The organism is Phytobacter ursingii, assembly GCF_001022135.1.
Taxonomy (GTDB): domain Bacteria; phylum Pseudomonadota; class Gammaproteobacteria; order Enterobacterales; family Enterobacteriaceae; genus Phytobacter; species Phytobacter ursingii.
The window spans coordinates 2,264,243-2,290,451 of the sequence record NZ_CP011602.1 but is presented as its reverse complement, the minus strand read 5'-3'; the positions used below and the strand labels follow the sequence as shown (position 1 = coordinate 2,290,451).

Below are 26,209 nucleotides of genomic sequence, written 5' to 3'. Positions count from 1 at the left end.
AGGATGACAACGCTTCACTGTTCATCAGGATGAATGCTGTTTAGCATCAGTGCATGCCTGCGACCATTATCTCACTGACGTTATTTGCGGCTTTGCTGCATGCCACCTGGAATGCACTCTTACACGGAGGCACAGACAGGCTATGGTCTATGACCATCATGTGCGTTGCGATTGCCGTTGCCAGCATCGTCATCGCGCTGTTTCTGCCGCTACCCGCTCGCGCAAGCTGGACATATGCGCTGCTGTCCGCCCTGTTGCATGTGGGCTATAACTGGTGTCTGGTACGCAGTTATCAGAGTGGCGAGCTCAGTCAAACTTACCCGGTTGCACGAGGCTCGTCGCCGCTTCTGATAACCTGCACGGCGGCGCTTTTCGCCGGGGAAAAAATCGCCTTTCATACCCTTGGCGGCATCTTACTTATCTCGGGCGGGATCCTGATGCTGGCAATCAGAAACCGTCGGCTGGCGATGCCGGGCATAAAACAGGCCCTGGCGACCGGGGCGTTTATTGCCGCTTATAGCGTGGCAGATGGAATGGGGGTGCGCCTTTCCGGTAATGCGCTCTCCTATACCGTGTGGATGAGCATGCTCTGGGGGGTGTTGATGCCTGTGCTTTATATCAGCCTGCGCGACAGTAAAAGTTTGCTTCGCTGGCGCCCGGGTTTACTGAGTGCGGCGACAGGCGGGCTGGTATCGCTACTGGCTTATGGCATCATTATTTTCGCCATGGCTGCGGCGCCGATGGGCGCCGTGTCTGCGCTGCGCGAAACCAGCGTGCTGTTTGTGGCTGTGCTCGGTTATCTGTTTTTCGGCGAAGCGTTGACGTTCAGAAAACTACTGGCGTGCGCGGTGATTGTTACCGGCACACTGCTCATGGGTTAAGTGAATCAGGAGAACCAACGATGTCAGAACATCCGACCATCGCGCTTATTGGTCCCGGTGCGATTGGTACAACCATTGCCGCCGTACTGCATGAAGTTGGCCGTGCGCCGCAACTTTGCGGACGTACGGCGCATCCGGCGTTAGTGTTGCGTCACGATGAGGGCGAAATTTTGGTACCGGGTCCGGTATTAACCGATCCGGCGAAGATCGAGCATCCCGTCAGCCTGGTTTTTGTGGCGGTGAAAACAACCCAGAATGCTGACAGCGCGGGCTGGCTGAGGTCATTGTGTGATGAAAACACGGTGGTCTGCGCCCTGCAAAATGGTGTGGAACAAAAAGCCCAGCTAGAGCCCTGGGTCAATGGCGCAACGATACTGCCGTCGGTGGTTTGGTTCCCGGCACAGCGTGAGCCGGATGCTTCCGTCTGGTTGCGCGCCAGCCCGCGGCTGACGCTGCCGGATGTCCCGCAGGCAAAACGGGTTGTTGAGGCATTGCACGGCACGCGCTGTGCGGTTGAACTGTCGGCTGATTTCTCTTCTGTTGCATGGCGTAAGCTGCTGCAAAATGCAGCTGCTGGCCTGATGGTGCTTGCCAATCGCCGCGCCGGAATGTTCACCCGTGAAGATATCAGCGAATTGACGCTGGCGTACCTGCGCGAGTGCCTTACTGTTGCCAGGGCCGAAGGCGCGGAACTGGATGACGCGGTCGCGCAGGAGATTGTGGCGGGTTTTAAACGTGCGCCAGCCGATTTAGGAACCTCGATTCTTGCTGACCGTCAGGCCAACCGACCAATGGAGTGGGATATTCGCAACGGTGTCATACAGCGCTACGGCCACCGTCACGGTATCCCCGTTCCCATCAGCGATGTCCTGGTCCCCCTGCTGGCGGCGGGTAGTGAAGGGCCCGGCTGATACGCGCAAGGCCACTTACTGATGCTTGCGGCAGTGGGATACTGATAGTCGCAGAGGTTGTTGTAAGCCGTCTTCATGGAAGACGGCTTGGCGGAGTATCCTGATGGCCCGGTAAGTCTCCGTTCAGAAAGCGCGTTTTTGCGTTTCATCCCGCTCAGTGCGCCAGTGGCACGACGACGCGCGCTCTCCACATCCACAATGTTGTACTTTCACTACCGGCATCTTTCCAAAGCATCCCCTCCTGCGTTTAAAAATTATACTGGATATTTAACCAGGTAATTGTATACTAATTCTGCAAGTTGGTGGTTTTTAGCATAAGTGGTGAACGCTATGGTGATTCCTTTGGATACTCTCAATTTGAATGATCGGTCGTCAGTGATGAGCAGCCGTGAAATCGCAAAGCTGACAGGGATAGCCCACAATGAAGTTAAACGCATGGTCAAAAGCCTTGAGACAACCCAGCGTCTGTCACAACCCGTGCAGATGCAGCTCTACGAGCGAGAAGGGGAGATGCGTCAGGAGTTCCTGCTTAATAAGCGGGATTCAGTGTTGACCGTAGCGCGTATCTCGCCCGGTTTTACCGCCGATATCCTGGACAAGTGGCAAGAGCGTGAACGGACCCTGAATTTGCCGGATTTCACCAACCCGGCTGCAGCGGCTCATGCGTGGGCCGAGCAGTATGAAAAGCGTCAGCAGGCGGAAGCGCAGCTCGCGCTGACGCTGCCAAAGGCTGAGTTTTTTGACTGGTTCGTCAATGTTGATGAGTCGCTGGGGTTCCGTCAGCTTTGTAAAATGCTCAAGGCGAAAGAGCCCGAGTTTCGTCAGTTTTTGCTCGAGCGCAATATTATGCAGCGCGTCAGCGGTACGCTACTCCCGGCGAAGCAGTATAGCCAGGCCGGGTATTTTACGGTGCATGATGGCGTAGGTGAAAATCAGCGCACCTGGTCACAGGCACGCTTCACAGCGCGGGGAGTGAAATGGATTGCCGGGCTGTGGGCCGCGCATCTCGCGTCACGTCAGATAGCATTGCGTCCGCCTGAACGTACTGAACCCGCCGCGCCCGGTCGCAACTGGCTATAAATGTTGCGCCGGGGTGTCCGTGCTTTTGTGAATGCCCATCGCCATCACCTGTGCCGGGTGGAACAGCGACAAGCTTTCCACCTGCGACAGCAGCAGGACTTTGCGGAAATCTACCGCCGCGCGCACGTCAATGTCATGGTCGGCGTACCATGCGCTGTAGTTGTGCTCCACATGCAGATCCAGCGTTTCGCGGTCGCGATAACCGCTCAGCATCGGGATCAGCACAATGTTATTGGCATCCGCGCTGTCAAAGGTGGCGGTGTGGATCATGCCAATATAGATACGTTGCGACGTCAGGGTAATCCAGGCCAGATCGCCTTTCTCCATACACTGATAAACCAGCCCCTCAACACCGTTGGCGCGGGATAAATGCTTATACAATTCTCTGCGCCCGCTGGTATCAAGACGTGCGGCAGGTGACCAGTTTGAACGCCATAAACAAAAAACGACGGCGAAGGCCAGCATAATGACTACTGGTGCCTGGATGCCTAAAAAGGTCCAGTTCATAAACGTCATATGCCAGTGGTGATATTCCGGACCAAAGATACCGGGTAACGCATTCGTGACGAGTGAGCTTACCAACAACACCAGCCATAAAACGGCGGTTGCCAGCATACCCTGTAACACGAAGACGCAGCCATAAAGGGCGACAAGGAAATAGACATCCCAGCCAAAACTGCGTTTGAATTTGAAACGGGTGGAGAGATCGTGCGAGCTATACCAGTAACCACACACCATCAACACCATAAAAATCGCTGTGCCCATCCCTAAGCCCTCTTTAATGCATCAACATGCCGTTTGAAATCATCCTGGACCTTCTGGCAATGGATATTCACCGACGTGTTACCATCCGCATCAACAACAATCCGTTCGCCATCCTCAATGGCGTCCTGAATTTCACTGTGGCTCATCACCTGCAATAAGGCGTCCGGGCTGGCAAATAAAGATTTAAAAAACGTTCTCATCAAAAACCTCCGACACTAAGTATAGAGGCAAGTGACAACTCTTCTGGTCGCCGCAGGCGTGAAGCCGGGTTTGCCACGCAAATCCAGATTATCGCTACCCGGTGTAGGGGCGGGGCGTCTTGGTTCGGGGACTACCACGGCGAAAAGCGGCCTTACTGGTCCTCTTCACGCTTTCGGCGTAGCGTCAATAAAGGCGTCACCGAAATACCATGGATAAACACGCTGAGGGTCACAACCGTGATGGCAATATCCGCCATTCTGTTTGCATCGACGCCCGACAGACCATGAACCCAGGCATAAGCGATATAGTTCAGGCTACCGATACCCCGGATGCCGAGCCATCCGAGACTTATCCGATGGAACCGTGATTCTTTAGCACGCCATGTCAGGATAAACACCGAAAGCGGGCGCACGACAACGAAGATAATCAATGCCAGCATCAGGGCCGTGGCGTCCCAGTGTAATGCGAAAGTCACCCCCAGAACGGTGACCAGCGTGGCTGCCAGCAAACGCTCCACCGTATCGCCAAAAGACAATGCATCACCGATGACCAGGCCGACTTGCTTTATTGGGTTGCGCTCTTCAAGCGCATGGCGGGTATGGGGATTCACCTGCATTTCAGCGGGCAAATCATGGCCTTCTTCCTCAGAATGACGTTTCTGCACGCTCACTTCCGCACTACGCAAGCCGACGCCTGCGGCGAACGCCGCCAAAAAACCGGAAGCGCTCACCGACATGGCCAGCGAAAAACTCAGGCAGATGAGGGATAAGGCGATGAAATCGCTGGGGGCCACTTCCCCTTGCGCATGGCGGGAACGAGTCGCAGCAAGGCCAATGACCCGTCCAAGCAGAAAACCTATCAACAAACCGCCCACCAGGGCCCAGACCAGGTCAATGCTCAGCCAGTGTAGCCATTCATCCCCGCTTATCGTACCGCCTGCTTTATACCAGACCAGTGCCAGCATCAGGAATGGCAAAGCGGTGCCATCATTCAGCCCGGCCTCGCTGGATAAAGCGATTCGCAGGCGGTCGCCGTCGCGTGCGTCGTTGATTGCCACCAGGCTTGCCAGTACCGGATCGGTGGGGGCCAGGATAGCGGCTAATGCCAGTGAGAGGGGCCAGGAGAGATCTGTCAGAAAATGGGCCACAACCATAATGCCCGCAATGGTTAATAGCATACCGGGCAGAGCCAGCAGTATTCCCATTCTCCAGTAAGGGGAGCTAAGCGGAAGACGAATTTTAAGGCCGGTAATAAACAGGGATGCCGCCATGGCAATTTCGGTTATCCGGCTGGTTAAGGATGCGTGTTCGATGATATCAAGATTAATCAGGTCAAGACCCCAGGGGCCGCAGCCGATACCCACGATAAGATACATCCCAAAGACAGGTACCGGTACGCGGCTAATCCAGCCATAGGACAACGACATCAAAAGTAATAAACCACCGGTTGCAGCAGTCCACGCCAGATACCCCATACCTCTCCTCAATCCTCTGCACAGCGCCTGTTCATCGAAAGGGTATAGTCCTTAACCGCGCGTTCTTCCAGGCCGGACAATACGCATAACGCACCAGTGCTCATCTCATCCAATTGAAAGTAAATAGATTTTCTGGTCTGAATACTCCCGATTCTGGTTTTGAACACGCCTTATGTGAAATTTCCTAAGCTTTATTGACGTGAATTTACAAAAGGGGTGGGCTGTGTCACAAACAACATCGCGTTTTTGGGGGCGAGTAACCGCTGTTCTGGTGCTCCTCTTCGGGCTTGCATTTTTATTGCCCGGTGGCTGGCTGGCCTTTATTGGCGGTTCGCCTGGGTATCTGCTTTTTGGCTGCGGCTTCTTACTCAGTGGCGTGTTGTTGTGGCGAAAGCATCTGGCCGGGGTCTGGATTTATCTTTTCACTTTTGTCCTGTGCGTCATCTGGTCCCTGTGGGAAGTTGGCCTTGATGGCTGGCAACTGATGCCTCGCTTACTGGTGCCTGCGCTTTTGGGATTATGGGTAAGCATGCCCTGGGTGATACGCCCCCTGACGCGCTCAGCGCCGGCCAGACGAAACAGCAGTGCCGCCGCTCTGGTGTATGTGGTCGCTATTATCGGCGTTTTCTGGAGTGGCTGGCAGATTTCGGATGCCCGTTTTGTCCATCACCAACCGTTTCCGGCAGAAAAAACGCCTTCTCTGACGGACGGTGAAAAGGACTGGAAATATTACGGTCGCACCGCCGATGGTCAGCGATATTCACCGCTGGCACAGATAACCCCTGCAAATGTCGCGCAACTAAAACTGGCGTGGCGCTTTAACTCCGGCGATGTTATGCAAAAAGGAGAAGATAAAGCCGGACGTGAATTTAACCTTGAAGTGACGCCCGTCAAAGTGGGCAATGCGCTGTATATTTGTACGCCACATCGCCAGGTGATCGCCCTTAACGCCACGACGGGGAAGATACTGTGGAAGTTCGACCCACAGAACGATACCTCGGCAAATGAATATCTGGCGTGTCGCGGTGTGGCGTGGAGCGAAAATAGCGGGGATACGATGTGCCCGCAAAAAATTATCACCACCACGGCGGATGCCAGGATGGTGGCGCTCAACGCGCAGACGGGTAAGCCCTGTACAAACTTCGGCAATCATGGCTTTGTCAGCCTGACCGATCATCTGGGCGAGGTGCCGCCCGGCTTTCATTTCATTACTTCACAGCCGATGGTGATGGACGGGCGCATTGTACTGGGCGGGTGGATATACGATAACCAGTCCACCGGTGAGCCCTCTGGTGTCGTACGGGCCTATGATGTTAACAGCGGTGAGCTGGCGTGGGCCTGGGATATGGGGCGCACTCCGCCGACAGCGCCGCTTAAGCCCGGCGAGAACTATACCCGTGGGACGCCGAATGGTTGGGGAACCTATACCGCAGATGCGCAACTGGGCCTGGTTTATATTCCGTTAGGCAATGCCACGCCTGATTATTATGGTGCGGGTCGCCGCCCCTTTGATGACCGTTACTCCAGCGCCATTGTGGCGCTGGATATCCGCACCGGTGAGGAGCGCTGGCATTACCAGACAGTTCATCATGATGTATGGGACTATGACGTGCCCATTGGTCCAACGTTAATTGACCTGCCAGGTGATGGCGGTGAAACGATACCCGCGCTGGTGCAGACCACCAAAATGGGGCAGTTATTCTTACTTGACCGTCGAACGGGCAAACCACTGGCGCAGGTTAACGAAAAACCTGTTCCACAGCGTCCCTCACTGCCGGGCGAGCGATTATCCCCGACACAACCCGATTCTGTGGGGATGCCGGATCTCTCTCCGGCTGATTTACGCGAAACCGACATGTGGGGCGCCACGCCGTTTGATCAACTCTGGTGCCGCATTCAGTTCCACCGTTATCGCTATCAGGGCAAATTTACGCCGCCCGCAGAGGGCACCTCCATTGCCTATCCGGCATTTGACGGGGTGATCGACTGGTACGGCGCCTCTGTCGATCCGCGTCATCATGTGCTTATTGCCAACACCAGCTATATCCCGTTCACCATGCAGGTCATGAAGAGCGAGGAGGCGATTAAGCAGGGGTTAATGCAGAAATGGGCCGGCTGGGGCAGTGGAAAACCCTATCCCAAACCGAAAGAGTTTTCTGTCGGGCCGCAATATGGCACCCCCTGGGCGGCAATCGTTAAGCCCTGGCTGGGGGCGCTGGACGCCCCGTGTAACGCGCCGCCGTGGGGGAAAATTTATGCCATCGACCTGGTAAGCAAAAAAGTTATCTGGGAACGTCCGGCGGGAACCACCCGCGATATGAACATTTTCGGTACGCATACCAATCTCCCTCTGCCGACGGGGATTTTTATGATGGGGGGAAATGTCATTACACAAAGTGGGCTGATTTTCACCGGCGCTACTGCAGATGATTACCTGCGCGCATTTGATGAAGCCAGTGGTAATGAACTCTGGCGCGCGCGGCTTCCTGCGGGAGGACAGGCGACGCCGATGACCTATCAGGGCGATGACGGCAAACAGTATGTGGTCATTGCTGCGGGTGGGCATAGTGGTCTGGGTACCCGCTCCGGAGATGCATTAATGGCGTACGCCTTACCGTAATTAAACAGTGTTTAATCACGATATTCGCGTTCCCGTATTTTACTTTCACAGGCCTGCTTATTCAGCAGGTCTGTTTTATCGGGTCACAGGAGATGCCCAATGTAACCCTCTTATCTGTTTGCTTTAATTGATGCATAAGCCATACGCAATAATCAACAAGCGTAACGGTATTTCAGATTTAACGTAGCGTTTGCCGCCTGGCATATTTTTCACCACAACGTCTATAGTTACTCTCTTAGTAAAAACAGGAGGAGACTTGTATGCACTATATTGAAAAAGATGATCCCCGCGAAGCACCTGAGTCAGGTGATAAAAAACCTGATCCGGTTAAAAAATAGAAGGGTGTAAAGGCCACGTAGGATGGCCTTTTATAATCAATTTCTTCTTTTCTACCCAGCCTTGTTAGCGCCGATAACCTTAGCCTATAACACTTGGCGTTTCGCGTATTTAGCGGCAAGATTCATTAACCCTTCGCCCAACAATATCAGTCATTCCTGTCCTGTCCTGTCGTGCTCGGCAAATATATTTTTAAAAAAAGATTCCGCTGCGCTTGTTGTTTTTATTTTATTGGCTAACGCAAGGGACGTTAAATGGAATCTCTATTTTTGTTCTATCCTTTATATTCTTAACAGATAAATAGGGTGATGAGCAATCAACGCGGCCTAAATAAAGGGCAGCAGATAATTCAGATTGATACGCAAAATTTACCGCTCTGTTTATTCGACGCCGTTAATCAGGAGACGCGCCTATGAAAGCACTCACTTATCATGGACCTCATAACGTTAAAGTTGATACGATGCCCGACCCCGGCCTTGAAGCCCCTGATGATATTATTCTGCGGGTAACCGCAACGGCGATTTGCGGCTCAGATTTACATCTCTATCACGGTAAAATACCTGGCACCCATCATGGCGATATTTTTGGTCATGAGTTTATGGGGGAAGTGGTTGAAGCGGGCCCGGACGTAAAAAATGTCAGTCCTGGCGATCGGGTTGTTATCCCGTTTGTGATTGCCTGCGGCGACTGTTTTTTCTGCCGACTGCAGCAATACTCCGCCTGCGAAAATACCAACAGCGGGAAGGGCGCCGCCCTTAACCGCAAGAGCATCACGCCCCCTGCGGCCCTGTTTGGCTACAGTGACCTTTATGGTGGTATTCCCGGCGGGCAGGCGGAGTACGTCCGTGTTCCGAAAGCGAATACCGGTCCCTTCAAAGTCCCCGCCCACTTACCGGATGAAAAAGTGCTGTTCCTTTCCGACATCCTGCCAACGGCCTGGCAGGCCGTGAAAAATGCGGAGATAAAACAAGGGGCGAGCGTGGCAATCTACGGTGCCGGGCCGGTAGGGTTACTGACAGCGGCGTGTGCGCGACTGAATGGGGCCGAGCAGATTTTTATGATTGATCACAATGACTATCGGCTGGCGTTTGCCCAACAACGCTATGGCGTTATTCCCATTAATTTCGACAAGAATGACGATCCTGCCGCCTGGATAATTGAAAACACGGCGGGCCATCGTGGTGTCGATGCGGTGATTGATGCGGTGGGCTTTGAAGCGAAAGGGAGCCTGACCGAAACTGTCATGAGCAACCTCAAGATTGAAGGCAGTAGCGGCAAAGTTCTCCGGCAAGCCATTGCGGCTGTGCGCCGTGGCGGTATTGTGAGCGTACCTGGCGTCTATGCCGGTTTTATCCATGGCTTTATGTTTGGCGATGCCTTTGATAAAGGGTTGACCTTCAAAATGGGCCAAACCCATGTCCATGCTTTCCTGCCTGATTTGCTTGAACTGATTGACAAGGGACACCTTTCACCGGAAGAGATTGTCACTCACCATCTCTCCCTTGAAGAGGCGGCGAGGGGATATGAAATCTTCGATAAGCGTCAGGAAGAGTGCCGTAAAGTTATTCTGATACCGGGTCTGGCCGCAGAAAAAGCGACCCTCTAACGGAAGATGGCGGTAGCCTGCGCCACCGCCTTTTTATTAACAGGAGGTGAATGATGACGACACCCGCTTTGTCTATCGCCAACGAACTGGGGCGATTATTAACTGAAAAAAAATTAAGACTGACCACGGCAGAATCCTGCACCGGCGGGCTGGTCGCCTCGGCGCTCTGTGCCGCGGACGACACGCCTTCATTTTATGGCAGTGGATTTATTACCTATACGGATGACGCCAAGATCACGATTCTGGGCGTCAAAGAAGAGACGATTTCAGCCCATACCGCTGTCAGTGAACAGACGGTGAGAGAGATGGCCAGCGGCGCTATCGACCGTTCCGGGGCGGATGTCAGCCTTGCCATCAGCGGTTATGCCGGACCGGATGGCGGCGAGGACGGAACCCCTGTCGGGACGGTCTGGTTTGCCTGGCAGCTTCCTGACGATGTTGTTGTCGCCAAAGTAAAACGTTTTGCGGGCGATAGCGAGTCGGTGATAAAACAGGCAACGAGTTACGCATTAGGAACCTTAATGATGCTCTTAACGGATAATCAGTAAGCGCCTCTCGTTAATCAGGTATGAAGGCCTGCCATCGACATCAACAATTTAATTACTGTGCTGGCGATAAATAAAGCCAGCACACTGCCAAACCACAGCGAAATAAACCAGATGATTTTTTTCGCTGTGCCGCTTTGTCTACTGTTCATTAATGATAGCCCTCCCCGTGCTCAATTTTTCCGCGAAACACGTAATAGCTCCAGAAGGTGTAGACAAGGATCACGGGAATAATCAGTAACGCGCCCACCAACATGAATCCCTGACTTTGCGGCGGCGATGCTGCCTGCCATAACGAAATATCGGGCGGAATAATATTTGGCCAGATACTGATGCCGAGTCCGCTAAAACCAAGAAAAATTAAACCCAATGTCATCACAAAAGGCAGGGTATGATGATGCGGATTAGGTAATGTCCGCCACAGACCCACGCTTAAAATCAGTACCAGTAAAGGTACGGGCGCAAAAAACCAGAGATTGGGAAAACTGAACCAGCGCGTCGCAATTGCAGGGTGGGTCAGTGGTGTCCAGAGACTGACGATCGCCATGGCCAGCAGCAAGCCTAAAAGTAATGTCCTGCCAGCAACGCGCATTTTATGCTGCAAGGCGCCCGCGCTTTTCATCACCAGCCAGCTTGCGCCAAGCAGACCATAAGTCACCACAAGTCCAAGACCGCAGAACAGGTTAAATGCTGTTAGCCAGTCCAGCGCGCCGCCGCTAAAGGTTCGGCCGGTAACGGTGAAACCATTGATAACTGCGCCAACGACCACCCCCTGAGTAAACGTGGCAAGGAACGAACCAGCAAGGAATGCATTGTCCCAGAAAGGCTTATGGCGAGGTGTCGCTTTAAAGCGAAACTCAAAGGCAACGCCGCGAAAAATGAGGCCAATGAGCATAAGCGTGAGAGGAATAGCCAGTGCGTCGGTGATCACGGCATAGGCGAGAGGGAAGGCCCCAAACAGCCCGGCACCGCCGAGCACCAGCCAGGTTTCATTGCTATCCCAGACCGGTGCGACGCTATTGACCATGATGTCCCGTTCCCCTTCGTCCTTGATCAGCGGTAACAGAATGCCAATGCCAAGATCAAAGCCATCCATGACGATATACATCAGTGTGGCGAAGACAATAATAACAAACCAGATAAGCGATAAGTCGATACCCATTATTTTCTCTCCCCGGTTTGCAAGCTTTCGCCAGCGGCTGAGAGCGGGCGTGCAGGTCTGCCATCGGTGGGGTGCGCATCCCAGGGCTGCGGCCCTTTTTTGATCAGCCGCGCGATATAGCCATACCCCACACCAAAGACGGAGGTGTAGACGATAATAAAGGTCGCCAGACTCAGGCTCATTTGCAATGTGCTGTGTAAGGAGACAGCGTCAATCGTGCGCAGGAGACCATACACCACCCAGGGCTGGCGGCCTGACTCCGTGGTCACCCATCCTGCAAGGAGGGCGACAAGGCCTGCCGGGCCCATCCACAGCGCGAAATGCAAAAATGGCCTTGAGGTATACAAACGGTGTCGATATCGCAGCCACAGCGACAGAATACCCAGCGCGATCATCAGTAATCCCATCCCGACCATCAGGCGAAAAGACCAGAAAACAATTGTGGAGTTTGGCCTGTCTGCTTTTGGAAAATCTTTTAGCGCCGGCACCTGTTCATGCAGGGAATGGGTCAAAATCAGGCTGCCCAGGGCGGGAATGGCAACAGCGTAACGTGTCCGTTCTTGCTCCATATCCGGCAAACCGAAAAGCAATAAAGGCGTGGCTTCACCGGGCGGATTTTCCCAGTGTCCTTCAATGGCGGCGATTTTGGCCGGTTGATGTTCAAGCGTGTTGAGTCCATGCATATCGCCTACAAAAGCTTGCACCGGGGCTACCACCAGCGCCATCCACATCGCCATCGAAAGCATCTTTCTGATGGCTGGGGTGTCATTACCACGTAATAAATGCCAGGCCGCCGAGGCGCCGACAAAGAGGGCGCTACTTAAGAAGGCGGCAATCGTCATATGCAGCAAACGGTACGGGAATGAGGGATTGAAGATGACGGCAAACCAGTCGGTGGGCACCACCTGACCATTAACAATCGAAAAGCCTTGTGGCGTATGCATCCAGCTATTGGAGGCCAGGATCCAGAAGGTGGACATCAATGTGCCGAGCGCCACCATACAGGTAGCAAAAAAGTGCAGACCCGGGCCTACCTTGTTCCAGCCGAAGAGCATCACCCCTAAAAAACCGGCTTCAAGGAAAAAGGCCGTTAAGACTTCATAGGTCAGCAAGGGACCGGTAATGCTGCCGGCAAACTGGGAAAACCCGCTCCAGTTAGTTCCGAACTGATAGGCCATCACCAGACCGGACACGACCCCCATCCCAAAGTTAACCGCAAAAATTTTTAACCAGAAATGATACAACGCGCGCCAGTCAGGATTTTTGGTCTTCAGCCATAACCCCTCCAGTACCACGAGATAGCTGGCAAGCCCAATCGTGATAGCCGGAAAGAGAATGTGAAAAGAGACCGTAAAGGCGAATTGTATTCTTGCCAGATGGAAGGCATCTAATTCCAACATCGCGATCCCCTTATCAAAAAAACACCCCTTAGCTAAGGGGTGAATAACACAGGCATGCGACTGCAGATGTTATTTGGGTTGTGGTTCCCCGTCTCCGAGTTCGGCGCCGGTAAGGGGGTCGACAGAAGGGTCGGATTGCGTACGTTTCGTCATCGCTTTAACCAGCGCCTGTTGCTCTTTACTGAGGGTGACAGACGCCAGGCCATCGCCGCCGTCAACGGCGGGTTGCGGATCGGCAACATACTCAAAGTTTTCATCGCTATTCCAGCTGCCACGCGGGTCATCCCCTTCGGACATGTTGTAATAGACGTTGGTGTATTGCTCGATAGGCGGCAATTTGCCCGGCGGGAAATTGTTGCGAATCGAATACAACGCTTTCTCGAAGGAGAGCATATGCGCGGCTTCACGGGTCATTAAGAAACTCAGCGCGTCTTTCACACCCGGATCGTCGGTGACGTTAATCAGACGTTCATAGATAATTTTGGCGCGCGCCTCGGCAGCGATATTGGAACGCAGGTCTGCCGTGACTTCGCCGATGGTATCAATATAAGCCGCAGTCCAGGGATAACCCGCTGAGTTTGTTAAGGCCGGGCCGCCGCCGTAGAGCAGGGAGGTGACATGGCTGTCATTCCCATTCTGCGTTAATGAACGGTAAAGCTCAGCTTCGTTCTCTGTCCCTTCTGCCAGCTCGCCTTTAGCGCCTTTATTGAGCATTCCAACCAGGGAGCCGATGATTTCGAGGTGGCTTAACTCCTCGGTCGCGATATCCATGAGCATCTCTTTGCGACCGACGTCATCATCACCCAGCCCCTGGGTAAAATAACGGCAGGCTGCGGCTAACTCGCCTTGCGGTCCGCCGAACTGTTCCAGTAACAGATTGGCAAGGCCGGGGTTTGGTTCACTGACGCGAACGGTATATTGCAGCTGTTTAACGTGTCGAAACATAGTGTCTCCTGATGTGGCGTGTTATTTTTTCGCTTCGACGCCGTCGGCGGCATCACGCAGTAAAAATTGTTCGGTCACATCCGGCAGATGCTTAAATGCCCAGTCGGCCATTGCCTCTTCCTGGGCGAGGATTTGCTCGAAGGTCGCCACGCTTGCAACATCGCCGACCTTTTTTGCCGCGCTGATTAAAGAGGTATAACAGGCGATTTCGAACTGCTCGAAAACGTAGCTGCTAATCGCCCCTTTTACGATCTCGTCAGAGGCAAACATGCCGCCTGCGGCCTGACCCATAGCGCTCATTTTGCTGGTGGCATCTTTCATGATGGAGCGGTTAATGCCGTTGCGATCAAGTACCTCTTCGAGAAGGGTAATTTGCCCCTGAGTCTCCGTCAGATGCTGTTCAATTCGCGCACGCAGGTCCGGATAATTATCGATACGTTTGCTCATGGCGCTGAGCATTGACTCGGCCTGTTTTTCCATCGCGTGGGCATCGCGCAACCAGTCGTGATAATTCTCTTGTGGGGTCATGTTCTTTTCCTTTCATCGTCATTTTTACTTACCAGTAATTGAAATTAAGCGAATGAATTACGACGGTGTTTATTTGCCTTCGGCTTTCTTATTAATCGATGAAGTTGCAATTTTCGTCAGGAGATTGTCGGTGGTTTTTTCTTCTTCGAGCGTCGCGGAAAGCAGGTCATGTGCTTTTTTAAGACCTAACTGGCTTGCCAGCGTACAGAGCGTGCCGTAAGAAGCAATTTCATAGTGTTCCACTTTCTGCGCAGCGGCAATAAGCCCGGCATCACGAACACTCCCTTTTTCTGTCGCTTCGATGACTTCACCTGCTTCCTCAATAAGCCCTTCCATCGCATGGCATTTCATGCGCTTGAGCTTAATATTCGGCTCGGCTTCAATGAGTTGGTCGAGACGTTCAATTTGTCCCTGCGTTTCTTCATAATGTTTTTTAAACGCATCAGCGAGCTCAGGGTTAGATGATTCGCGGGCAAGTTTCGATAATGCACGAGTGAGCTGTTTTTCTGCGCTATAAATATCTGAAAGACTATGGATAAAGAAATCGGTCAGTGAGTTGATCTGCATAAATATTACCCTCGATGTCAGCGAAAATAATAGCGAGTCGAACTCGACTCGCTATCAATATTGTTATTTAACTAAACGTTAAATATCGAAAATCGGCGAAAGCTTAGTTACCCGATTTGCGGCCGCCGCCATGGCTTTGCTGACCGCCTTTTTTTCCTGCCTCAGAAGCGCGCTGCGGATCATTTTTAAAATTACCGCCACTATGTTGACCACCTTTACGACCTGCTTCGGATGCTTTTTCACGATTTTCTGCGAAATTACCAGAACCGCCACGATGTTCAGCCATGTTATTTCTCCAGTTTCGTTGTTTAAATAAAACGACATATTTTGCATCTCATGTCGTCGGTGTTCGTATTCAAAATTAGCCGAGTACTGAAATTAGTCAAAGCGAAGCGGGAAAGTTATTTCTGACTGAGAATTAACCAACTGCTTTTATTTTAAGCGTTAGTGGTATTTTGCATATATCTTTTCAAATAAGGAGGTTAAGTCATTATTCAATGCAAAAGAATTAATAACCTGCGTTATCATCTATCAAAACCAGGGATCCAGGGTGCTTTTCTTGACATTAATTGACATTTCTCGCGCTTTATTTGTCTGCGATTGATAACGTATTTTAATGTTTTTAAGACTAATCTCAGAGGATCGCTATGTGAATAAATTATTGAAAAATGACGGAGATACTCATTTGGTGGTGGTGCGCGCATTGCGTGTCCGTGGGAGAGAAACGTTCTGATTGAATACGATAATTGATAGAGGGTGTACCACGGCTGGAGCAGGGAAATGGCCCTGCGTTTGCGGGGGTTACAAACCTTATACAGAGTTGCGCTCAGACAGCGCCTGATCACGTCTGTATGCCATAAAGACGTGATCGGCAACGTGACGGCATTGCCGCGATAAAATGCGGAAGAACCAGTGAGCCAGTGGGATCGAATAAATCAACGTGCCGGGCGAAGAAGAGTGATGCGCAGAAACCGCAATTCCCGTCGCTTTTATTCTCCGTCGTTCAATAATTTACGGTTGGCTAAATATTGCACCAGCCGTAACTGCAAGGGGGTAAGACGAAGCGGTATATCGTCGTTGTTATAGTAATGAATGGTGATGATACCTTGAGAATAAACGACAGCATTTTCTGCTATGTCTGATTCATTCTGTTGTGGCGTGCCTTTTACTGACATGAAAAACTCTCTTGTTTTTTACGATTGAGTTGCGAGTACATTGCAATATTATGACTGACGGCTTCATGTGATAAATCCTGGATTAACAGATGGTTTAACGTTATCTGTACGGTTGTAAGTATGTTTCTAAATAATAAACGAGCCGTTAGCGACTCGTTTATTAAATATCGGTCAGAGCCGAATCTTCAGGAGGTAGAGCGAACAATTATTTTTTGTCGCCGCTGTGGCTGTTCTGGCCACCTTTTTTACCCGCTTCTGATGCGCGTTCAGGATCATTTTTAAAATTCCCGCCGCTGTGCTGACCACCTTTTTTTCCTGCTTCTGAGGCTTTCTCACGATCTTCTGCGAAATTACCTGAACCACCTCTATGTTGTTCCGCCATTTTATATCTCCCGTATGGGTTTTAATATAATCGATACGGCAATGAATACCGTGTCAATCGCGTTCAGGAATTAACTCTAGTTGTTCTTAAAAATTCGTCAAAGCGTAGCGCGGAAACATTTGGTCGTAAAGATAAGGGGAATTTTCTGCGATTTATCGCAATAAAAAGTTGCATTACAAATAAAAGTTTATTGAATCAATGGAATTGGCGTGAAAGTGTATGGAGTGATATTGATTGCATGTGTTATTAGTTGTGGGATGTTGCTGATTTTCTATGTTCTAAAAGTCGCATTTATACAAATCTTTACAAATGATAAGGGAATAAATTCTACGCTCAGTAAGGACGGTATAGTAAATCGATGGCCTGGTGGATCTGCGATTCTCTGTTTTGATTTGCTACGCTGTTTAATACGCCGTTGCCGAGCGTGACATCGGAACATAAGAAGTTGATTTTGCGTGAGAGAGCGAATTTCAGAAACGGTGATTCGCTCATCAACATGAGGAGACGAATATGCATTCCGAACATCAGGATTGTATTGATGCCTGTTATCAATGTGCCATAGCCTGCGAGCACTGTGCCGCAAGCTGTCTGAACGAAGACGACCTTGCGATGATGCGCGCTTGCATCAAGCTGGATGTACAGTGTTCCGCCCTGTGTCGCCTGGTGGCCCAATTCATGACGCTGGAAAGCGATTATATTATGCCGCTTTGCCGTATTTGCGTGGATGTCTGCAGAGCATGTGCCGAAGAGTGTGGGAAGCATCAGCACGCACATTGCCAGCAATGCGCTCAGGCCTGTCGGACCTGTGCGCAAGCGTGTCTGCAAATGGTCGCCTGACACCGGGGCAAGAAAACCACGGTATTTCGTTATTCTTAAACCGTGCCTTCCCCTTGCCGGGAAGGCCATTTCCCGTTTTGTATCTCAGGGAGATCCTCGCCATATTCCCGAACATATTGATGATGTGCGGCAATTTTCTGCTGCAATGCCTCCAGAATATCCTCCACTTTTTCCTGTAATGACGGCACGCGTAAAAGCGCCTCCTGAGCCAGATGAAAACGATCGAGCCCGTTGAGCACCGTCATATCAAAGGGTGTGGTGGTGGTGCCTTCTTCCATAAAACCGCGAACATGAAAATTTTGATGGTTATTACGCAGATAAGTGAGCCGGTGAATGAGACTCGGATAGCCATGGAAGGCAAAGATAACCGGTCTATCACGTGTAAAAAGGGTATCGAATGCCACTTCACTCAGGCCATGCGGATGCTGATCCTGTGTCTGTAGTGCCATTAAATCCACCACGTTCACCACCTGTATGCGCAGTGTCGGGAGATAGTGGCGCGACGGCGGCAATCAGCGCTGGGTTATCGAACACGGCGCCGAAAGCATGCGCAAGCGAATAACCCAGCTCGCCCCCTTCGTTAATGGAGCCGGGCGTGGCAAGGGCCTGGCCGTTCTAGGCTTACGAACGGGATCAGGGGGTATTCTGATAAGCCATCTGTTGGGCGCCCGTATCAAGCTGCTGTTGCACCGCGTCGATATCTTTTTTCATAGCGGGGTCATCTTTGTCATCATCGCGCATTTTACGTTTGACCATCGACAGCAATGCGCGCAGCTCACGCTCGACATCTTTAAACAGTTGCGCGTCTTTATGGCGCGAATCGCGCTCCTGCAATTGTTCGCGGATCCCGTTATAAATCGACTTCATGCTGCTGGCGCTATTATCGGTTTCGCTGCCATCGCTCGCTGATGCGTCGTCTGCCGGGTCATCAATGAAGGACTGCGCGCCAGCAAGCGTAGCGGTTTTGCTCCCGGCGTCACCGTCAGTCAGAGACTGGATAGCGCTATAAGCCGCCGTACTGCTGTGAGGGGTGGCGGCGCTGTCACTTTGCCCGAGTTGCGATGCCGCCTGACCCAACTGGGCCGAGAGTTGTTTGAGCTGTTTAAGGACGTAAGCCGAGGCGTGACCAAAACGCATCAGCAAGGCTTTCAGACGCTCGATTTCACGCTTTATCGCCTCCAGTCTGGCGCGCGCGTCGGCTTTGCGCGAGGCGGCGCTGAACTCATCTAACCGGTTAAGGGCTTCAAGGTCGTTCTGGAGACTGGCGAAGTAATCTTTCGCCTGCTGGCTTAATGAGACCGTACTGTCAGCAGGAGGGGGTGTTTGTTCGGGAAGCGGGCTTGCTGAATTTTGCTCACGGTTTCGGGACGTCGTGTCCAATGTCGCGGTGGATAACAAAAAGCGGGCATTACCTGTCAGGGTTGGTCGTAGCATGCGTATCACTCCGGAGGTCCATTCTTTCTATTAACGGCACGCTCAGCGGATGCTTTAACAACATTCGCATCCTCTCAGGACAATTACGCCGTGAAAGGATGCGAAAAGCAGAGAAAATCACGGTTGTGGCGGAAACTGTCCTAACTGCATAAATAAACCGAGCCAGTCTTCCATATGCCAGGTGGTCGTAATACGCTCACCGTTAAGCTGATGCATTTCATGCAGGCGAATGCTCACTGCTTTGCCCGTTGCGGCAATACCCATAAAGGTGCCTTTATGCGTGCCGGTTATCTCGGCGCGAACGGCAATCTGGCCCGGCACCTGAATTAAATCATGAATAACGATGCGAACATCCGGGAACGCCTCGGCAAACATAGCAATGATAGGCTTGAGTCCTTCCGGTCCTGGGCCCTGGCCGGGCGCTAACGGGATATCAGCCCAGTCTGCGGTGACAGCCTCATTGACTAAGTCCGGCTGTTGCAGGCTAAAGGCCTGATAGAGCGTTTCGACGGCTTTACGTTCTGTCAAAAGACGATGGGCGATTTCATGATTGTCTGACATTGTTTTACCTCTGGCTGGGGGGTTTTTTTTAGCGAAAACTGTATTGCGCCGTCAGTATCCCATCGGCAAGTGTTATAAATGAAATAGATAACAGATATAGAGGAATATTCGTTCTATGGATTTTAGAGGGCTTGATCTGAATCTGCTGGTGGCCTTCGATGCCCTGATGGAAGAACAGAATGTGACCCGTGCGGCCATTCGGGCCTCGGTGAGCCAACCGGCCATGAGCGCAGCACTGTCGCGCCTGCGAACACATTTTGCCGACCCGCTCTTTATTCGCAGCGCAGCTGGCCTGGTGCCGACCGCCAGGGCGAAGGAGATTGCGATTCATGTGACGAAAGCGCTACAGGAGTTGACGCACCTGCTGACGCCGGATGACGACTTTGCGCCGCACGAGAAAAAAATCGCCTTTACGCTGGGGATGTCTGAGTACCCGACGATGGTGTTGCTGCCGGGCATCATGCGCACTATCAGCCAGCACGCGCCTGGGGTAACCCTTCATGTGCACACCTTTGTCGATCGCGATGAGGCAGTGTCGATGCTCGATGCCGGCAAAGTCGATCTGGTTATCGGCATTGCGCCCACTCAGTCGGAGAGCCGAATTCTTTCACAGCCGCTTATCAGCGACGAGTTTGTGACCCTGGTGCGTGGTGACAGCGACGCGGCGCGCAACGGCATGACGCTCGAAACCTACCTCAGTATGGGACACATCCTTGTGTCGCCGGAGGGGAATCATTATGGCCTCGTGGATGAGTGGCTCCGGGCCAGAGCGTTACGCCGGGAGATTCGCCTGACGTTACCCGTCATGGTCGCCGTCTCCTCCATTGTTCAACAGACAAATTATGTCGCGACAGTACTCAGGCGTAGCGTGCTCGCCAGCGAGCAGAGTAGGGACGTGGTGATGCTTGCGCCGCCCGTCGAATTGCCCGCCATTCAGTTTAATTTGCTCTGGCATCGCCGTTCCGATGGCGGCAGTGCGCAAAAATGGCTACGCAAACTGATTTGCGCGTACGCCAGTGAACTGATGTAAAGAGTGGAATGTTGTTAACCCCAGTCCAGCCCGCGCGGTGAACTCGAAAAACCGACGTCACGCAACAGGGTAAAAAGCGGCATCTGGCGCACCGGGGTGTCGTTAATCTCTTCCAGCGTGAAGTGCAGACGCGGCTCTCGCCGAAGCGCAACCGCCAGCGCCCGGAAGACTTGTCCGGCGATCGCGTCATCATCGTCAGGCCAGACAATCATCTTCTTTCCACCCTGGGCAAGGTAGAGACGCAGTATCCCCCCGGCAATCACAATCAGTGCGCCGTTGCGGCGAGTGGGAACCAATGAGGAGACATGAGACGGCCACGGCAGTTGCGTACCGAAGGGGTTCGCCGGATCGCTGGCAGACAGCGCGACCGGCGTGAAGAGGGCTTTCTCTGGTTTAATCGTCGCCAGCTCGCGCAGGCGATCGATGGTCAGACGTTCGGCAAATTGCGTACCGCCCATACCTTCCACAAAACGTCCGCGCAGGATACGTCCGACATCTTCCATGTTGCGATAAACGGTCTGCATCGCCGGAAAGCCGCCAGGCAGATTCTCCATCATGACCGCCCGTCGGCTGACTATCCCATAGCGGTCGAGCATGTTATCCGCCAGCGCAAGTAACCATTCCGTGTCATTGAGCGTATCAGCGTGCAATAACGACCAGCGCCCGGCAAGCGTTGGCGTGCTCAATGACATCTGTGTCGCCAGGGGCGCGCGAGGTGCCAGCGCAGGGCGCCCGCGTCGGCTTCGAACACGACGTTGAGATGAGGGGCGAGGCGAGCTTCCGGCGCGAGATAGCGCGCGCAGAGGCGACCAGATATCGGTGGTGATATACCCCTGCCAGACCAGCCCCCACAACGCTTCGTGCAGGGCATCAGCCGTCAGCGACAGTGTTTCATCGCCAGGGGCGCGACGCGATTCGATCAGCGCGCTGAGCTGATGGGCGAACCAGGCCCCGCCATGAGACAGTGCGCCCAGGATAGCCTGCTGGAGTGGCGAGAGAGTGGTGCTGTCTTGCGGCATGATAAGAGTTTCCGCAGCATATTCCTGGATATGCAGGGCGACCAGCCCGTCATCGTCGCCGAGTTTTTTCTGCCCGGACCAGATCACTTCGCCGGTGGACAGCAGCTCATCCAGCATCTCCGGGGCGTAGTCTCGCGCGCGCGCGGGTAAAATCTGGCTTTCCCACAATGTTGCCGGTAAGCCCAGTCCGGCCAGTTGCTCGATAACGCGCAGGACACCGTCAACGCCTTCAAACACGCCGCCAGAGAGGTCGCTATGAAACGCCGGGATGCCATCCGATCCCGCAAGCAGTCCCTGACGCTCCAGTAGCAGGCGGGTAAAGGCCGTCGCCGGTACCGGACGTGTCGCTTCACGTGCGGCCTGCAGCGAGCGGATACGCAGGCGACGGAAAATCTCTTCGCCCACCCAGTCTGAGGAGGAGAGCGCATGTAGCTGCCCGGCCTGTGCGGGCTGCCCGGCGCGCAGGCGCATGACTTTGCCCTGTTCGCGCAATTTTTCCAGCGCCTCCTGCGCCACGGCGACGCCAAGGCCGAACGCGTGGGCGATCTGCTGGACGGTAAATAATGTGTTGGTCTGAACGTAACGCAAAAACAAGTCAGCGAGCGGTGTCGCCACCGGATTGAGCCAGGCATCGGGCAGATCCGCAGGCAGTCGCACCCCCAGCGCATCCCGAAGCCGTGCGGCATCATCCATACAGGCGATGCGCTGGCTGTCGCCTATCGTAAGCGTAAAGGCGCGCCGTTCAGCCAGCAGTTCATCCAGCCAGACGCTGACTGCCTCCCGGCTTTCCCGGTGGCGTGCGGCGAGGTCGTCCAGGGTCATCGGTCCCAGCTCGCGTAGCAGGTCAAAAAGGCCTTCTTTACCACGGGCTTTGCGCTCAGGTGCAAGGCGCTGCAACTCCTCCTCGATCCGGCGAATAACGGAAGGATCGAGCAGTTCACCGGGATCGGCCTGGCCCAGCAAGTTCCCCAGCAGTTCACTATCCAGAGACAATACCGAGGCCCGGCGTTCGGCCAGGGGGGCATCGGACTCATACATAAATTCTGCGACATAGCCGAAGAGCAGGCTGGCGGCGAAGGGGGACGGGGTGGCGGTAGTGACCGCGGAAATCTGCACCTCCCCGGTATTCAGGCGGCGCATCAGCCTGTCCAGGGCGGGCAGATCGTAAACGTCCTGCAAACACTCGCGTACGGTTTCGAGCAGGATAGGGAAATCCGCATAGCCACGTGCGATCTCCAGCAATTGGCCTGCCCGCAGGCGCTGTTGCCAGAGCGGAGAACGACGGCCAGGCGTGCGCCCCGGCATCAGCAATGCGCGCGCGGCGCACTCGCGGAAACGGGCGGCAAAAAGCGCGGAGTTGCCGACCGCATCCCGGACAAGTCGGCTGAGCTTTTCGGGGTCGAAAAGAAACACGGCGGCGTCCGGAATTTTGCCCTCGGTATCCGGAAGCCTGGCGACGATACCGTCATCACTGGCGACAACAGAGGCGTCGGCCCCCCATAACGCATGAAGACGTCCGGCGATCGCCAGCGCCCAGGGTTCATGCACCCGACGGCCATACGGTGAGTGCAGAATGACGCGCCAGTCGCCCATTTCATCGCGACAGCGCTCCAGCACCAGATGTCGGCTGCCCGGAATAATCCCGGTGGCGCTGCGTTGTTCCTCAATGAGTCCTTTGATGTTAGCGAGTGCGTTTTCATCATGGCTCAACCCCGGCAAGGTCAGTTTGTCGGGGGAGGAGAGAAACGCATCGTCGGCGAGCGCATGCATAAAATCGCCGATCAGTTCACCAAGTTCGGCCGGACGACCGCTCCCTTCTCCACGCCAGAACGGCAGCCTGGCGGAACGACCGGGAGCCGGGGTCACAATGACCTGGTCGTGGGTGATTTGCTGGATGCGCCAGGAGGTTGCCCCAAGCGTGATGATGTCATTGACGCGGGACTCGTAGACCATCTCTTCGTCAAGCTCCCCCACTCGCCGGGCGCCCACCTGTTCTTCCCCTTCCGGGAGCAGCACGCTGAACATGCCTCTGTCAGGGATGGTGCCGCCGCTGGTCACTGCCAGCAGCTGTGCGCCGGGGCGGGCGGTGAGTTGGCCGCTTTCCCGTTGCCAGATAATCCGTGGGCGGAAAACCGAGAAATCACCGGACGGATAGCGCCCTGACAGCATATCGAGGGTGGCGTCAAAGACCTCCCTCGGCAGGGCTTTCCACGGCGCTGCGCGACAAACTGTGGCATACCAGTCATCCACATTCAGCGCCTCCATCGAGACGGCGGCGACGGTTTGTTGGGCCAGCACATCAAGCGGATTTCGCGGCGGAGTCAGGCTCTCAAGTTTGCCCGCCAGCATGCAGCCGACCACAACCGTGGAATCAATCAGCTCACGCCGGGTACGCGGGTAGAAAAGGGCTTTTGATATACCGCCCACCTGGTGCCCGGCACGGCCGATACGCTGCAAGCCGCTGGCGACAGAGAGGGGAGAGGCAATCTGAATCACCAGATCCACTGCCCCCATATCGATGCCCAGCTCAAGGCTTGATGTGGCAACCACGCAGCGCAATTCCCCCGATTTCAGCGCCTGTTCAGTGACCGCCCTTTGTTCTTTTGATACCGAACCATGATGAGAACGGGCGATAAACGTCGCACCGGTTTGCGCCCGGTTGGATGTCGCCCCGGACGACGAAACATAGTGCGCGGCGTCGGTTTGCACGTCGGGAGCCTCTGCCATGCGCGATGCATAAAGTTCATTGAGCCGGGCGGTCAGTTTTTCGGCGAGCCCACGGGAGTTGGTGAACACAATGGTGGAGCGATGGTTCAGTACCTGGTCAAGAATACCGGATTCAATATGCGGCCAGATAGAACCTTCTCTGCCAGCGTGGCTGGTTTCGCCGGTACCGGTGCTGGTGGAGAGGACGTCATCCAGATTGGCAACGGGCACCACAATACGAATATCCGGATGGCGAAGCGCCGGTGGGTTAACCACGGTGACCGGACGATCGCCCCCCAGAAACTGCGCAACGTCGCTCGGCGAACGCACCGTCGCAGACAGACCGATCCGTTGGGCTGGCCGGGCGAGGAGGGCATCTAACCGCTCCAGACTGAGCGCCAGATGCGCGCCACGTTTGTTGCCCGCCACCGCGTGCACTTCATCAAGGATAACGGTTTCGACGCCGCGTAGCGTTTCGCGCGCTCTTGAGGTCAGCATCAGGTAGAGCGACTCTGGGGTGGTAATCAGGATATCAGGAGGGCGGCGCACAAGCGTTGCCCGCTCCTGAGTTGACGTGTCCCCCGTGCGCATCGCCACACGGATGACCACCTCCGGCACGCCGTGTTTTTTTCGCTGTTCGCTGATGTCCTGTAATGGGATCTGCAGGTTGCGCTGAATGTCGGTGCCCAGCGCTTTTATCGGCGAGATGTAGAGGATACGCGTGGTTTTTTTCCGTTCGACGGTATCCGCAGACGGGGTGTCACCTTCACGAAAAAGCTGGTCGAGGGCGTAGAGAAAGGCAGCCAGCGTTTTGCCGGAACCTGTAGGCGCGATAGCCAGCACATGTTCCCCGGCATTCGTTGCCGTCCATGTCTGCGCCTGTACCGGCGTGGGATGCTGAAAAGCAGAGACAAACCAGTCGCGGGTGGCGGGCGAAAAGATATCAGTGAGTACGGAGGGTAAAACGGTTTTCTTTGACATCTTTCCTGCTCCCTGTGATGTCTGCTGCGACCGGAATAGTAATAATGGCTAAAGGATAAGTGTAACGCAGACGCAGGGGGTTGAGCCGAGGGTATTTCATCATTAATAACAGTGACGTGACGGGCGGCATTCGGGCGATTGTTGGCGAAAAATTTAAAGCGCAAGCGCCACCGCCCGAAGGGCGGGAACCTGCAACGAAACCCGGATGGCGGCGCAGGCGCCTGATCCGGGCTACGGAAGATGAGCGAGTAGCCCCGGTAAGCGCAAGCGCCACCGGGGAAGCCCTCGAAGGGCGGTGTTAGTGACTCACCAGCAGCGCGGAAAGACGCGCCTGAACATCAACACATCCGGCCAAAACCAGATTGCCATTTAACAGACCGTCATCGGCCAGAAACGCATTACTGACACCGCCTGCCTCCACGATGATCAACATCCCTGCCAGCGCATCCCAGCTATTCATATGTTCTTCGTAATAGGCATGCACCTGCCCGGTAGCCACATGGGCGAGCATCAACGCTCCGGCACCAAACCGGCGGTACTCCATGCCTGCATTGATCACGCGGGCGATCGTGCGGGTATAGTTTTCGACCGGCGCGCGGCTGGAGCGTCCCATACCAATAATTACTGTCTCCGGATCCGGCTCGCGCAACGTCAGACGTTTATCATTAAGAAAGGCCCCCTTGCCGCGACGGGCAAAGAAAAATTCATCACGATCCGGAGCGTAGATAATCCCCAGATCAATTTCATTCTGGCGAACATAAGCCAGTGAGATGCACCAGTAATCCATTCCCTGAATATAATTGGTGGTTCCATCGATAGGATCGAGCACCCAGGTGCCCTGTTCACCGGCCTGCAGGCCGCTCTCTTCCCCAAGGAAACCATCCTGCGGGCAGTGGCTGCTCAGCCAGTTTTTGATCTCTTTTTCCACAAACAGATCCGCATGGGAAACAAAATCCTGGCGGGCTTTTTTATCGACCTGTAATCCCGCATTACGTAATGCCTGCGCCTGTGCGCCGAGCTTACGAATCAATGCACATAATGACTGCTGCTGTTCTTCCGTCAT

Annotated in this window: 24 protein-coding genes and 1 pseudogene; 8 read left to right on the top strand and 17 right to left on the bottom strand. The window is 53.9% G+C overall.

The window, feature by feature from the left end; all coding sequences use genetic code 11:
• Positions 1-53: 53 nt before the first annotated feature.
• From AB182_RS14225 to AB182_RS14215, 3 genes are all read left to right on the top strand, one after another.
• A complete protein-coding gene (locus AB182_RS14225; protein ID WP_047370668.1) occupies positions 54-881 on the top strand; it encodes a DMT family transporter in 828 nt (275 codons plus the stop codon).
• Positions 882-901: 20 nt separating this feature from the next.
• The gene (locus AB182_RS14220) at positions 902-1,792 is read left to right on the top strand and encodes an oxidoreductase (RefSeq protein WP_047370667.1); all 891 of its coding nucleotides are present in this window, start codon (positions 902-904) and stop codon (positions 1,790-1,792) included.
• A 330-nt stretch (positions 1,793-2,122) separates the two neighbouring features.
• Complete coding sequence (locus AB182_RS14215; RefSeq protein ID WP_047370666.1) at positions 2,123-2,872, top strand: phage antirepressor KilAC domain-containing protein; 750 nt, start codon at positions 2,123-2,125, stop codon at positions 2,870-2,872.
• Here the strand turns inward: AB182_RS14215 and AB182_RS14210 are convergent.
• The 3 genes from AB182_RS14210 to AB182_RS14200 form a co-directional block, all read right to left on the bottom strand.
• Entirely contained in the window at positions 2,867-3,637 is a 771-nt protein-coding gene (locus AB182_RS14210; RefSeq protein WP_047370665.1) for a hypothetical protein, read from the bottom strand. The two genes, AB182_RS14215 and AB182_RS14210, sit on opposite strands and share 6 nt — an antisense overlap.
• A 2-nt stretch (positions 3,638-3,639) precedes the next feature.
• Positions 3,640-3,837 (bottom strand): hypothetical protein, encoded by a 198-nt coding sequence (locus AB182_RS14205; RefSeq protein ID WP_039079301.1) that lies wholly within the window; start codon positions 3,835-3,837, stop codon positions 3,640-3,642.
• A 152-nt stretch (positions 3,838-3,989) separates the two neighbouring features.
• A complete protein-coding gene (locus AB182_RS14200) occupies positions 3,990-5,312 on the bottom strand; it encodes a cation:proton antiporter (RefSeq protein ID WP_047370664.1) in 1,323 nt (440 codons plus the stop codon).
• Positions 5,313-5,535: 223 nt separating this feature from the next.
• Here AB182_RS14200 and AB182_RS14195 point away from each other — a divergent pair, with 223 nt between their 5' ends.
• From AB182_RS14195 to AB182_RS14185, 3 genes are all read left to right on the top strand, one after another.
• On the top strand, positions 5,536-7,932 hold the full coding sequence (locus AB182_RS14195; protein WP_047370663.1) for a membrane-bound PQQ-dependent dehydrogenase, glucose/quinate/shikimate family: 2,397 nt from the start codon (positions 5,536-5,538) through the stop codon (positions 7,930-7,932).
• 748 nt (positions 7,933-8,680) lie between these two features.
• Complete coding sequence (locus AB182_RS14190) at positions 8,681-9,874, top strand: zinc-dependent alcohol dehydrogenase (RefSeq protein ID WP_047370662.1); 1,194 nt, start codon at positions 8,681-8,683, stop codon at positions 9,872-9,874.
• A 50-nt stretch (positions 9,875-9,924) separates the two neighbouring features.
• Positions 9,925-10,422 carry a 2-oxo-tetronate isomerase gene (locus AB182_RS14185; RefSeq protein ID WP_047370661.1) on the top strand — a complete coding sequence of 166 codons (498 nt, stop codon included), beginning with the start codon at positions 9,925-9,927 and terminating at the stop codon, positions 10,420-10,422.
• Between the two features lie 14 nt (positions 10,423-10,436).
• Here the strand turns inward: AB182_RS14185 and AB182_RS30660 are convergent, their stop codons facing one another.
• The 9 genes from AB182_RS30660 to AB182_RS30655 form a co-directional block, all read right to left on the bottom strand.
• A complete protein-coding gene (locus AB182_RS30660; protein WP_082137055.1) occupies positions 10,437-10,571 on the bottom strand; it encodes a DUF2474 family protein in 135 nt (44 codons plus the stop codon).
• The gene (gene cydB / locus AB182_RS14180; protein WP_047370660.1) at positions 10,571-11,581 is read right to left on the bottom strand and encodes a cytochrome d ubiquinol oxidase subunit II; all 1,011 of its coding nucleotides are present in this window, start codon (positions 11,579-11,581) and stop codon (positions 10,571-10,573) included. The genes AB182_RS30660 and cydB overlap by 1 nt, the downstream gene beginning before the upstream one ends.
• The gene (locus AB182_RS14175; protein WP_047370659.1) at positions 11,581-12,981 is read right to left on the bottom strand and encodes a cytochrome ubiquinol oxidase subunit I; all 1,401 of its coding nucleotides are present in this window, start codon (positions 12,979-12,981) and stop codon (positions 11,581-11,583) included. Before AB182_RS14175 ends, cydB begins: the two co-directional genes overlap by 1 nt.
• A 69-nt stretch (positions 12,982-13,050) precedes the next feature.
• Positions 13,051-13,926, bottom strand: coding sequence for a manganese catalase family protein (locus AB182_RS14170; protein ID WP_047370658.1), 876 nt, complete (start codon positions 13,924-13,926; stop codon positions 13,051-13,053).
• A 21-nt stretch (positions 13,927-13,947) separates the two neighbouring features.
• Positions 13,948-14,454, bottom strand: a complete 507-nt coding sequence (locus AB182_RS14165; RefSeq protein WP_047370657.1) for a ferritin-like domain-containing protein — start codon at positions 14,452-14,454, stop codon at positions 13,948-13,950.
• Between the two features lie 69 nt (positions 14,455-14,523).
• The gene (locus tag AB182_RS14160; RefSeq protein WP_047370656.1) at positions 14,524-15,021 is read right to left on the bottom strand and encodes a YciE/YciF ferroxidase family protein; all 498 of its coding nucleotides are present in this window, start codon (positions 15,019-15,021) and stop codon (positions 14,524-14,526) included.
• A 103-nt stretch (positions 15,022-15,124) separates the two neighbouring features.
• Positions 15,125-15,307 (bottom strand): con-10 family general stress protein, encoded by a 183-nt coding sequence (locus AB182_RS14155; RefSeq protein ID WP_047370655.1) that lies wholly within the window; start codon positions 15,305-15,307, stop codon positions 15,125-15,127.
• A gap of 703 nt (positions 15,308-16,010) precedes the next feature.
• On the bottom strand, positions 16,011-16,196 hold the full coding sequence (locus AB182_RS14150) for a hypothetical protein (protein ID WP_047370654.1): 186 nt from the start codon (positions 16,194-16,196) through the stop codon (positions 16,011-16,013).
• Positions 16,197-16,401: 205 nt separating this feature from the next.
• The gene (locus AB182_RS30655; RefSeq protein WP_071845887.1) at positions 16,402-16,578 is read right to left on the bottom strand and encodes a con-10 family general stress protein; all 177 of its coding nucleotides are present in this window, start codon (positions 16,576-16,578) and stop codon (positions 16,402-16,404) included.
• A 510-nt stretch (positions 16,579-17,088) separates the two neighbouring features.
• On the opposite strand from AB182_RS30655, the gene AB182_RS30645 reads away from it, so the two are divergent.
• Positions 17,089-17,415, top strand: coding sequence for a four-helix bundle copper-binding protein (locus AB182_RS30645; RefSeq protein WP_071845885.1), 327 nt, complete (start codon positions 17,089-17,091; stop codon positions 17,413-17,415).
• A 35-nt stretch (positions 17,416-17,450) separates the two neighbouring features.
• Here AB182_RS30645 and AB182_RS14140 read toward each other — a convergent pair.
• From AB182_RS14140 to AB182_RS14130, 3 genes and pseudogenes are all read right to left on the bottom strand, one after another.
• Positions 17,451-17,915: pseudogene (locus AB182_RS14140) on the bottom strand (phosphoketolase family protein); the annotation flags it as partial.
• A gap of 133 nt (positions 17,916-18,048) precedes the next feature.
• Positions 18,049-18,849 (bottom strand): hypothetical protein, encoded by an 801-nt coding sequence (locus tag AB182_RS14135; protein ID WP_047370651.1) that lies wholly within the window; start codon positions 18,847-18,849, stop codon positions 18,049-18,051.
• Between the two features lie 117 nt (positions 18,850-18,966).
• Complete coding sequence (locus AB182_RS14130) at positions 18,967-19,410, bottom strand: ester cyclase (RefSeq protein ID WP_047370650.1); 444 nt, start codon at positions 19,408-19,410, stop codon at positions 18,967-18,969.
• A gap of 115 nt (positions 19,411-19,525) precedes the next feature.
• On the opposite strand from AB182_RS14130, the gene AB182_RS14125 reads away from it, so the two are divergent.
• The gene (locus AB182_RS14125) at positions 19,526-20,440 is read left to right on the top strand and encodes a LysR family transcriptional regulator (RefSeq protein ID WP_047370649.1); all 915 of its coding nucleotides are present in this window, start codon (positions 19,526-19,528) and stop codon (positions 20,438-20,440) included.
• 14 nt (positions 20,441-20,454) lie between these two features.
• On the opposite strand, the gene AB182_RS14120 is transcribed toward AB182_RS14125, so the two are convergent.
• Complete coding sequence (locus AB182_RS14120; protein WP_047370648.1) at positions 20,455-25,146, bottom strand: ATP-dependent helicase; 4,692 nt, start codon at positions 25,144-25,146, stop codon at positions 20,455-20,457.
• Between the two features lie 298 nt (positions 25,147-25,444).
• A complete protein-coding gene (locus tag AB182_RS14115; protein WP_047370647.1) occupies positions 25,445-26,209 on the bottom strand; it encodes an inositol monophosphatase family protein in 765 nt (254 codons plus the stop codon).

What these genes read in the sequence shown, in the direction of transcription:
- AB182_RS14135 (WP_047370651.1), bottom strand. Translation starts at nt 18,849, where the DNA reads ATGCTACGACCAACCCTGACAGGTAATGCCCGCTTTTTGTTATCCACC.
- AB182_RS14205 (WP_039079301.1), bottom strand. Translation starts at nt 3,837, where the DNA reads ATGAGAACGTTTTTTAAATCTTTATTTGCCAGCCCGGACGCCTTATTG.
- AB182_RS14185 (WP_047370661.1), top strand. Translation starts at nt 9,925, where the DNA reads ATGATGACGACACCCGCTTTGTCTATCGCCAACGAACTGGGGCGATTA.
- AB182_RS14165 (WP_047370657.1), bottom strand. Translation starts at nt 14,454, where the DNA reads ATGACCCCACAAGAGAATTATCACGACTGGTTGCGCGATGCCCACGCG.
- AB182_RS14115 (WP_047370647.1), bottom strand. Translation starts at nt 26,209, where the DNA reads ATGACGGAAGAACAGCAGCAGTCATTATGTGCATTGATTCGTAAGCTC.
- AB182_RS14155 (WP_047370655.1), bottom strand. Translation starts at nt 15,307, where the DNA reads ATGGCTGAACATCGTGGCGGTTCTGGTAATTTCGCAGAAAATCGTGAA.
- AB182_RS14130 (WP_047370650.1), bottom strand. Translation starts at nt 19,410, where the DNA reads ATGTCAGACAATCATGAAATCGCCCATCGTCTTTTGACAGAACGTAAA.
- AB182_RS30655 (WP_071845887.1), bottom strand. Translation starts at nt 16,578, where the DNA reads ATGGCGGAACAACATAGAGGTGGTTCAGGTAATTTCGCAGAAGATCGT.
- AB182_RS14175 (WP_047370659.1), bottom strand. Translation starts at nt 12,981, where the DNA reads ATGTTGGAATTAGATGCCTTCCATCTGGCAAGAATACAATTCGCCTTT.
- AB182_RS14125 (WP_047370649.1), top strand. Translation starts at nt 19,526, where the DNA reads ATGGATTTTAGAGGGCTTGATCTGAATCTGCTGGTGGCCTTCGATGCC.
- AB182_RS30645 (WP_071845885.1), top strand. Translation starts at nt 17,089, where the DNA reads ATGCATTCCGAACATCAGGATTGTATTGATGCCTGTTATCAATGTGCC.
- AB182_RS14170 (WP_047370658.1), bottom strand. Translation starts at nt 13,926, where the DNA reads ATGTTTCGACACGTTAAACAGCTGCAATATACCGTTCGCGTCAGTGAA.
- AB182_RS14150 (WP_047370654.1), bottom strand. Translation starts at nt 16,196, where the DNA reads ATGTCAGTAAAAGGCACGCCACAACAGAATGAATCAGACATAGCAGAA.
- AB182_RS14160 (WP_047370656.1), bottom strand. Translation starts at nt 15,021, where the DNA reads ATGCAGATCAACTCACTGACCGATTTCTTTATCCATAGTCTTTCAGAT.
- AB182_RS14200 (WP_047370664.1), bottom strand. Translation starts at nt 5,312, where the DNA reads ATGGGGTATCTGGCGTGGACTGCTGCAACCGGTGGTTTATTACTTTTG.
- AB182_RS30660 (WP_082137055.1), bottom strand. Translation starts at nt 10,571, where the DNA reads ATGAACAGTAGACAAAGCGGCACAGCGAAAAAAATCATCTGGTTTATT.
- AB182_RS14190 (WP_047370662.1), top strand. Translation starts at nt 8,681, where the DNA reads ATGAAAGCACTCACTTATCATGGACCTCATAACGTTAAAGTTGATACG.
- AB182_RS14210 (WP_047370665.1), bottom strand. Translation starts at nt 3,637, where the DNA reads ATGGGCACAGCGATTTTTATGGTGTTGATGGTGTGTGGTTACTGGTAT.
- AB182_RS14215 (WP_047370666.1), top strand. Translation starts at nt 2,123, where the DNA reads ATGGTGATTCCTTTGGATACTCTCAATTTGAATGATCGGTCGTCAGTG.
- AB182_RS14220 (WP_047370667.1), top strand. Translation starts at nt 902, where the DNA reads ATGTCAGAACATCCGACCATCGCGCTTATTGGTCCCGGTGCGATTGGT.
- AB182_RS14120 (WP_047370648.1), bottom strand. Translation starts at nt 25,146, where the DNA reads ATGTCAAAGAAAACCGTTTTACCCTCCGTACTCACTGATATCTTTTCG.
- AB182_RS14225 (WP_047370668.1), top strand. Translation starts at nt 54, where the DNA reads ATGCCTGCGACCATTATCTCACTGACGTTATTTGCGGCTTTGCTGCAT.
- cydB (WP_047370660.1), bottom strand. Translation starts at nt 11,581, where the DNA reads ATGGGTATCGACTTATCGCTTATCTGGTTTGTTATTATTGTCTTCGCC.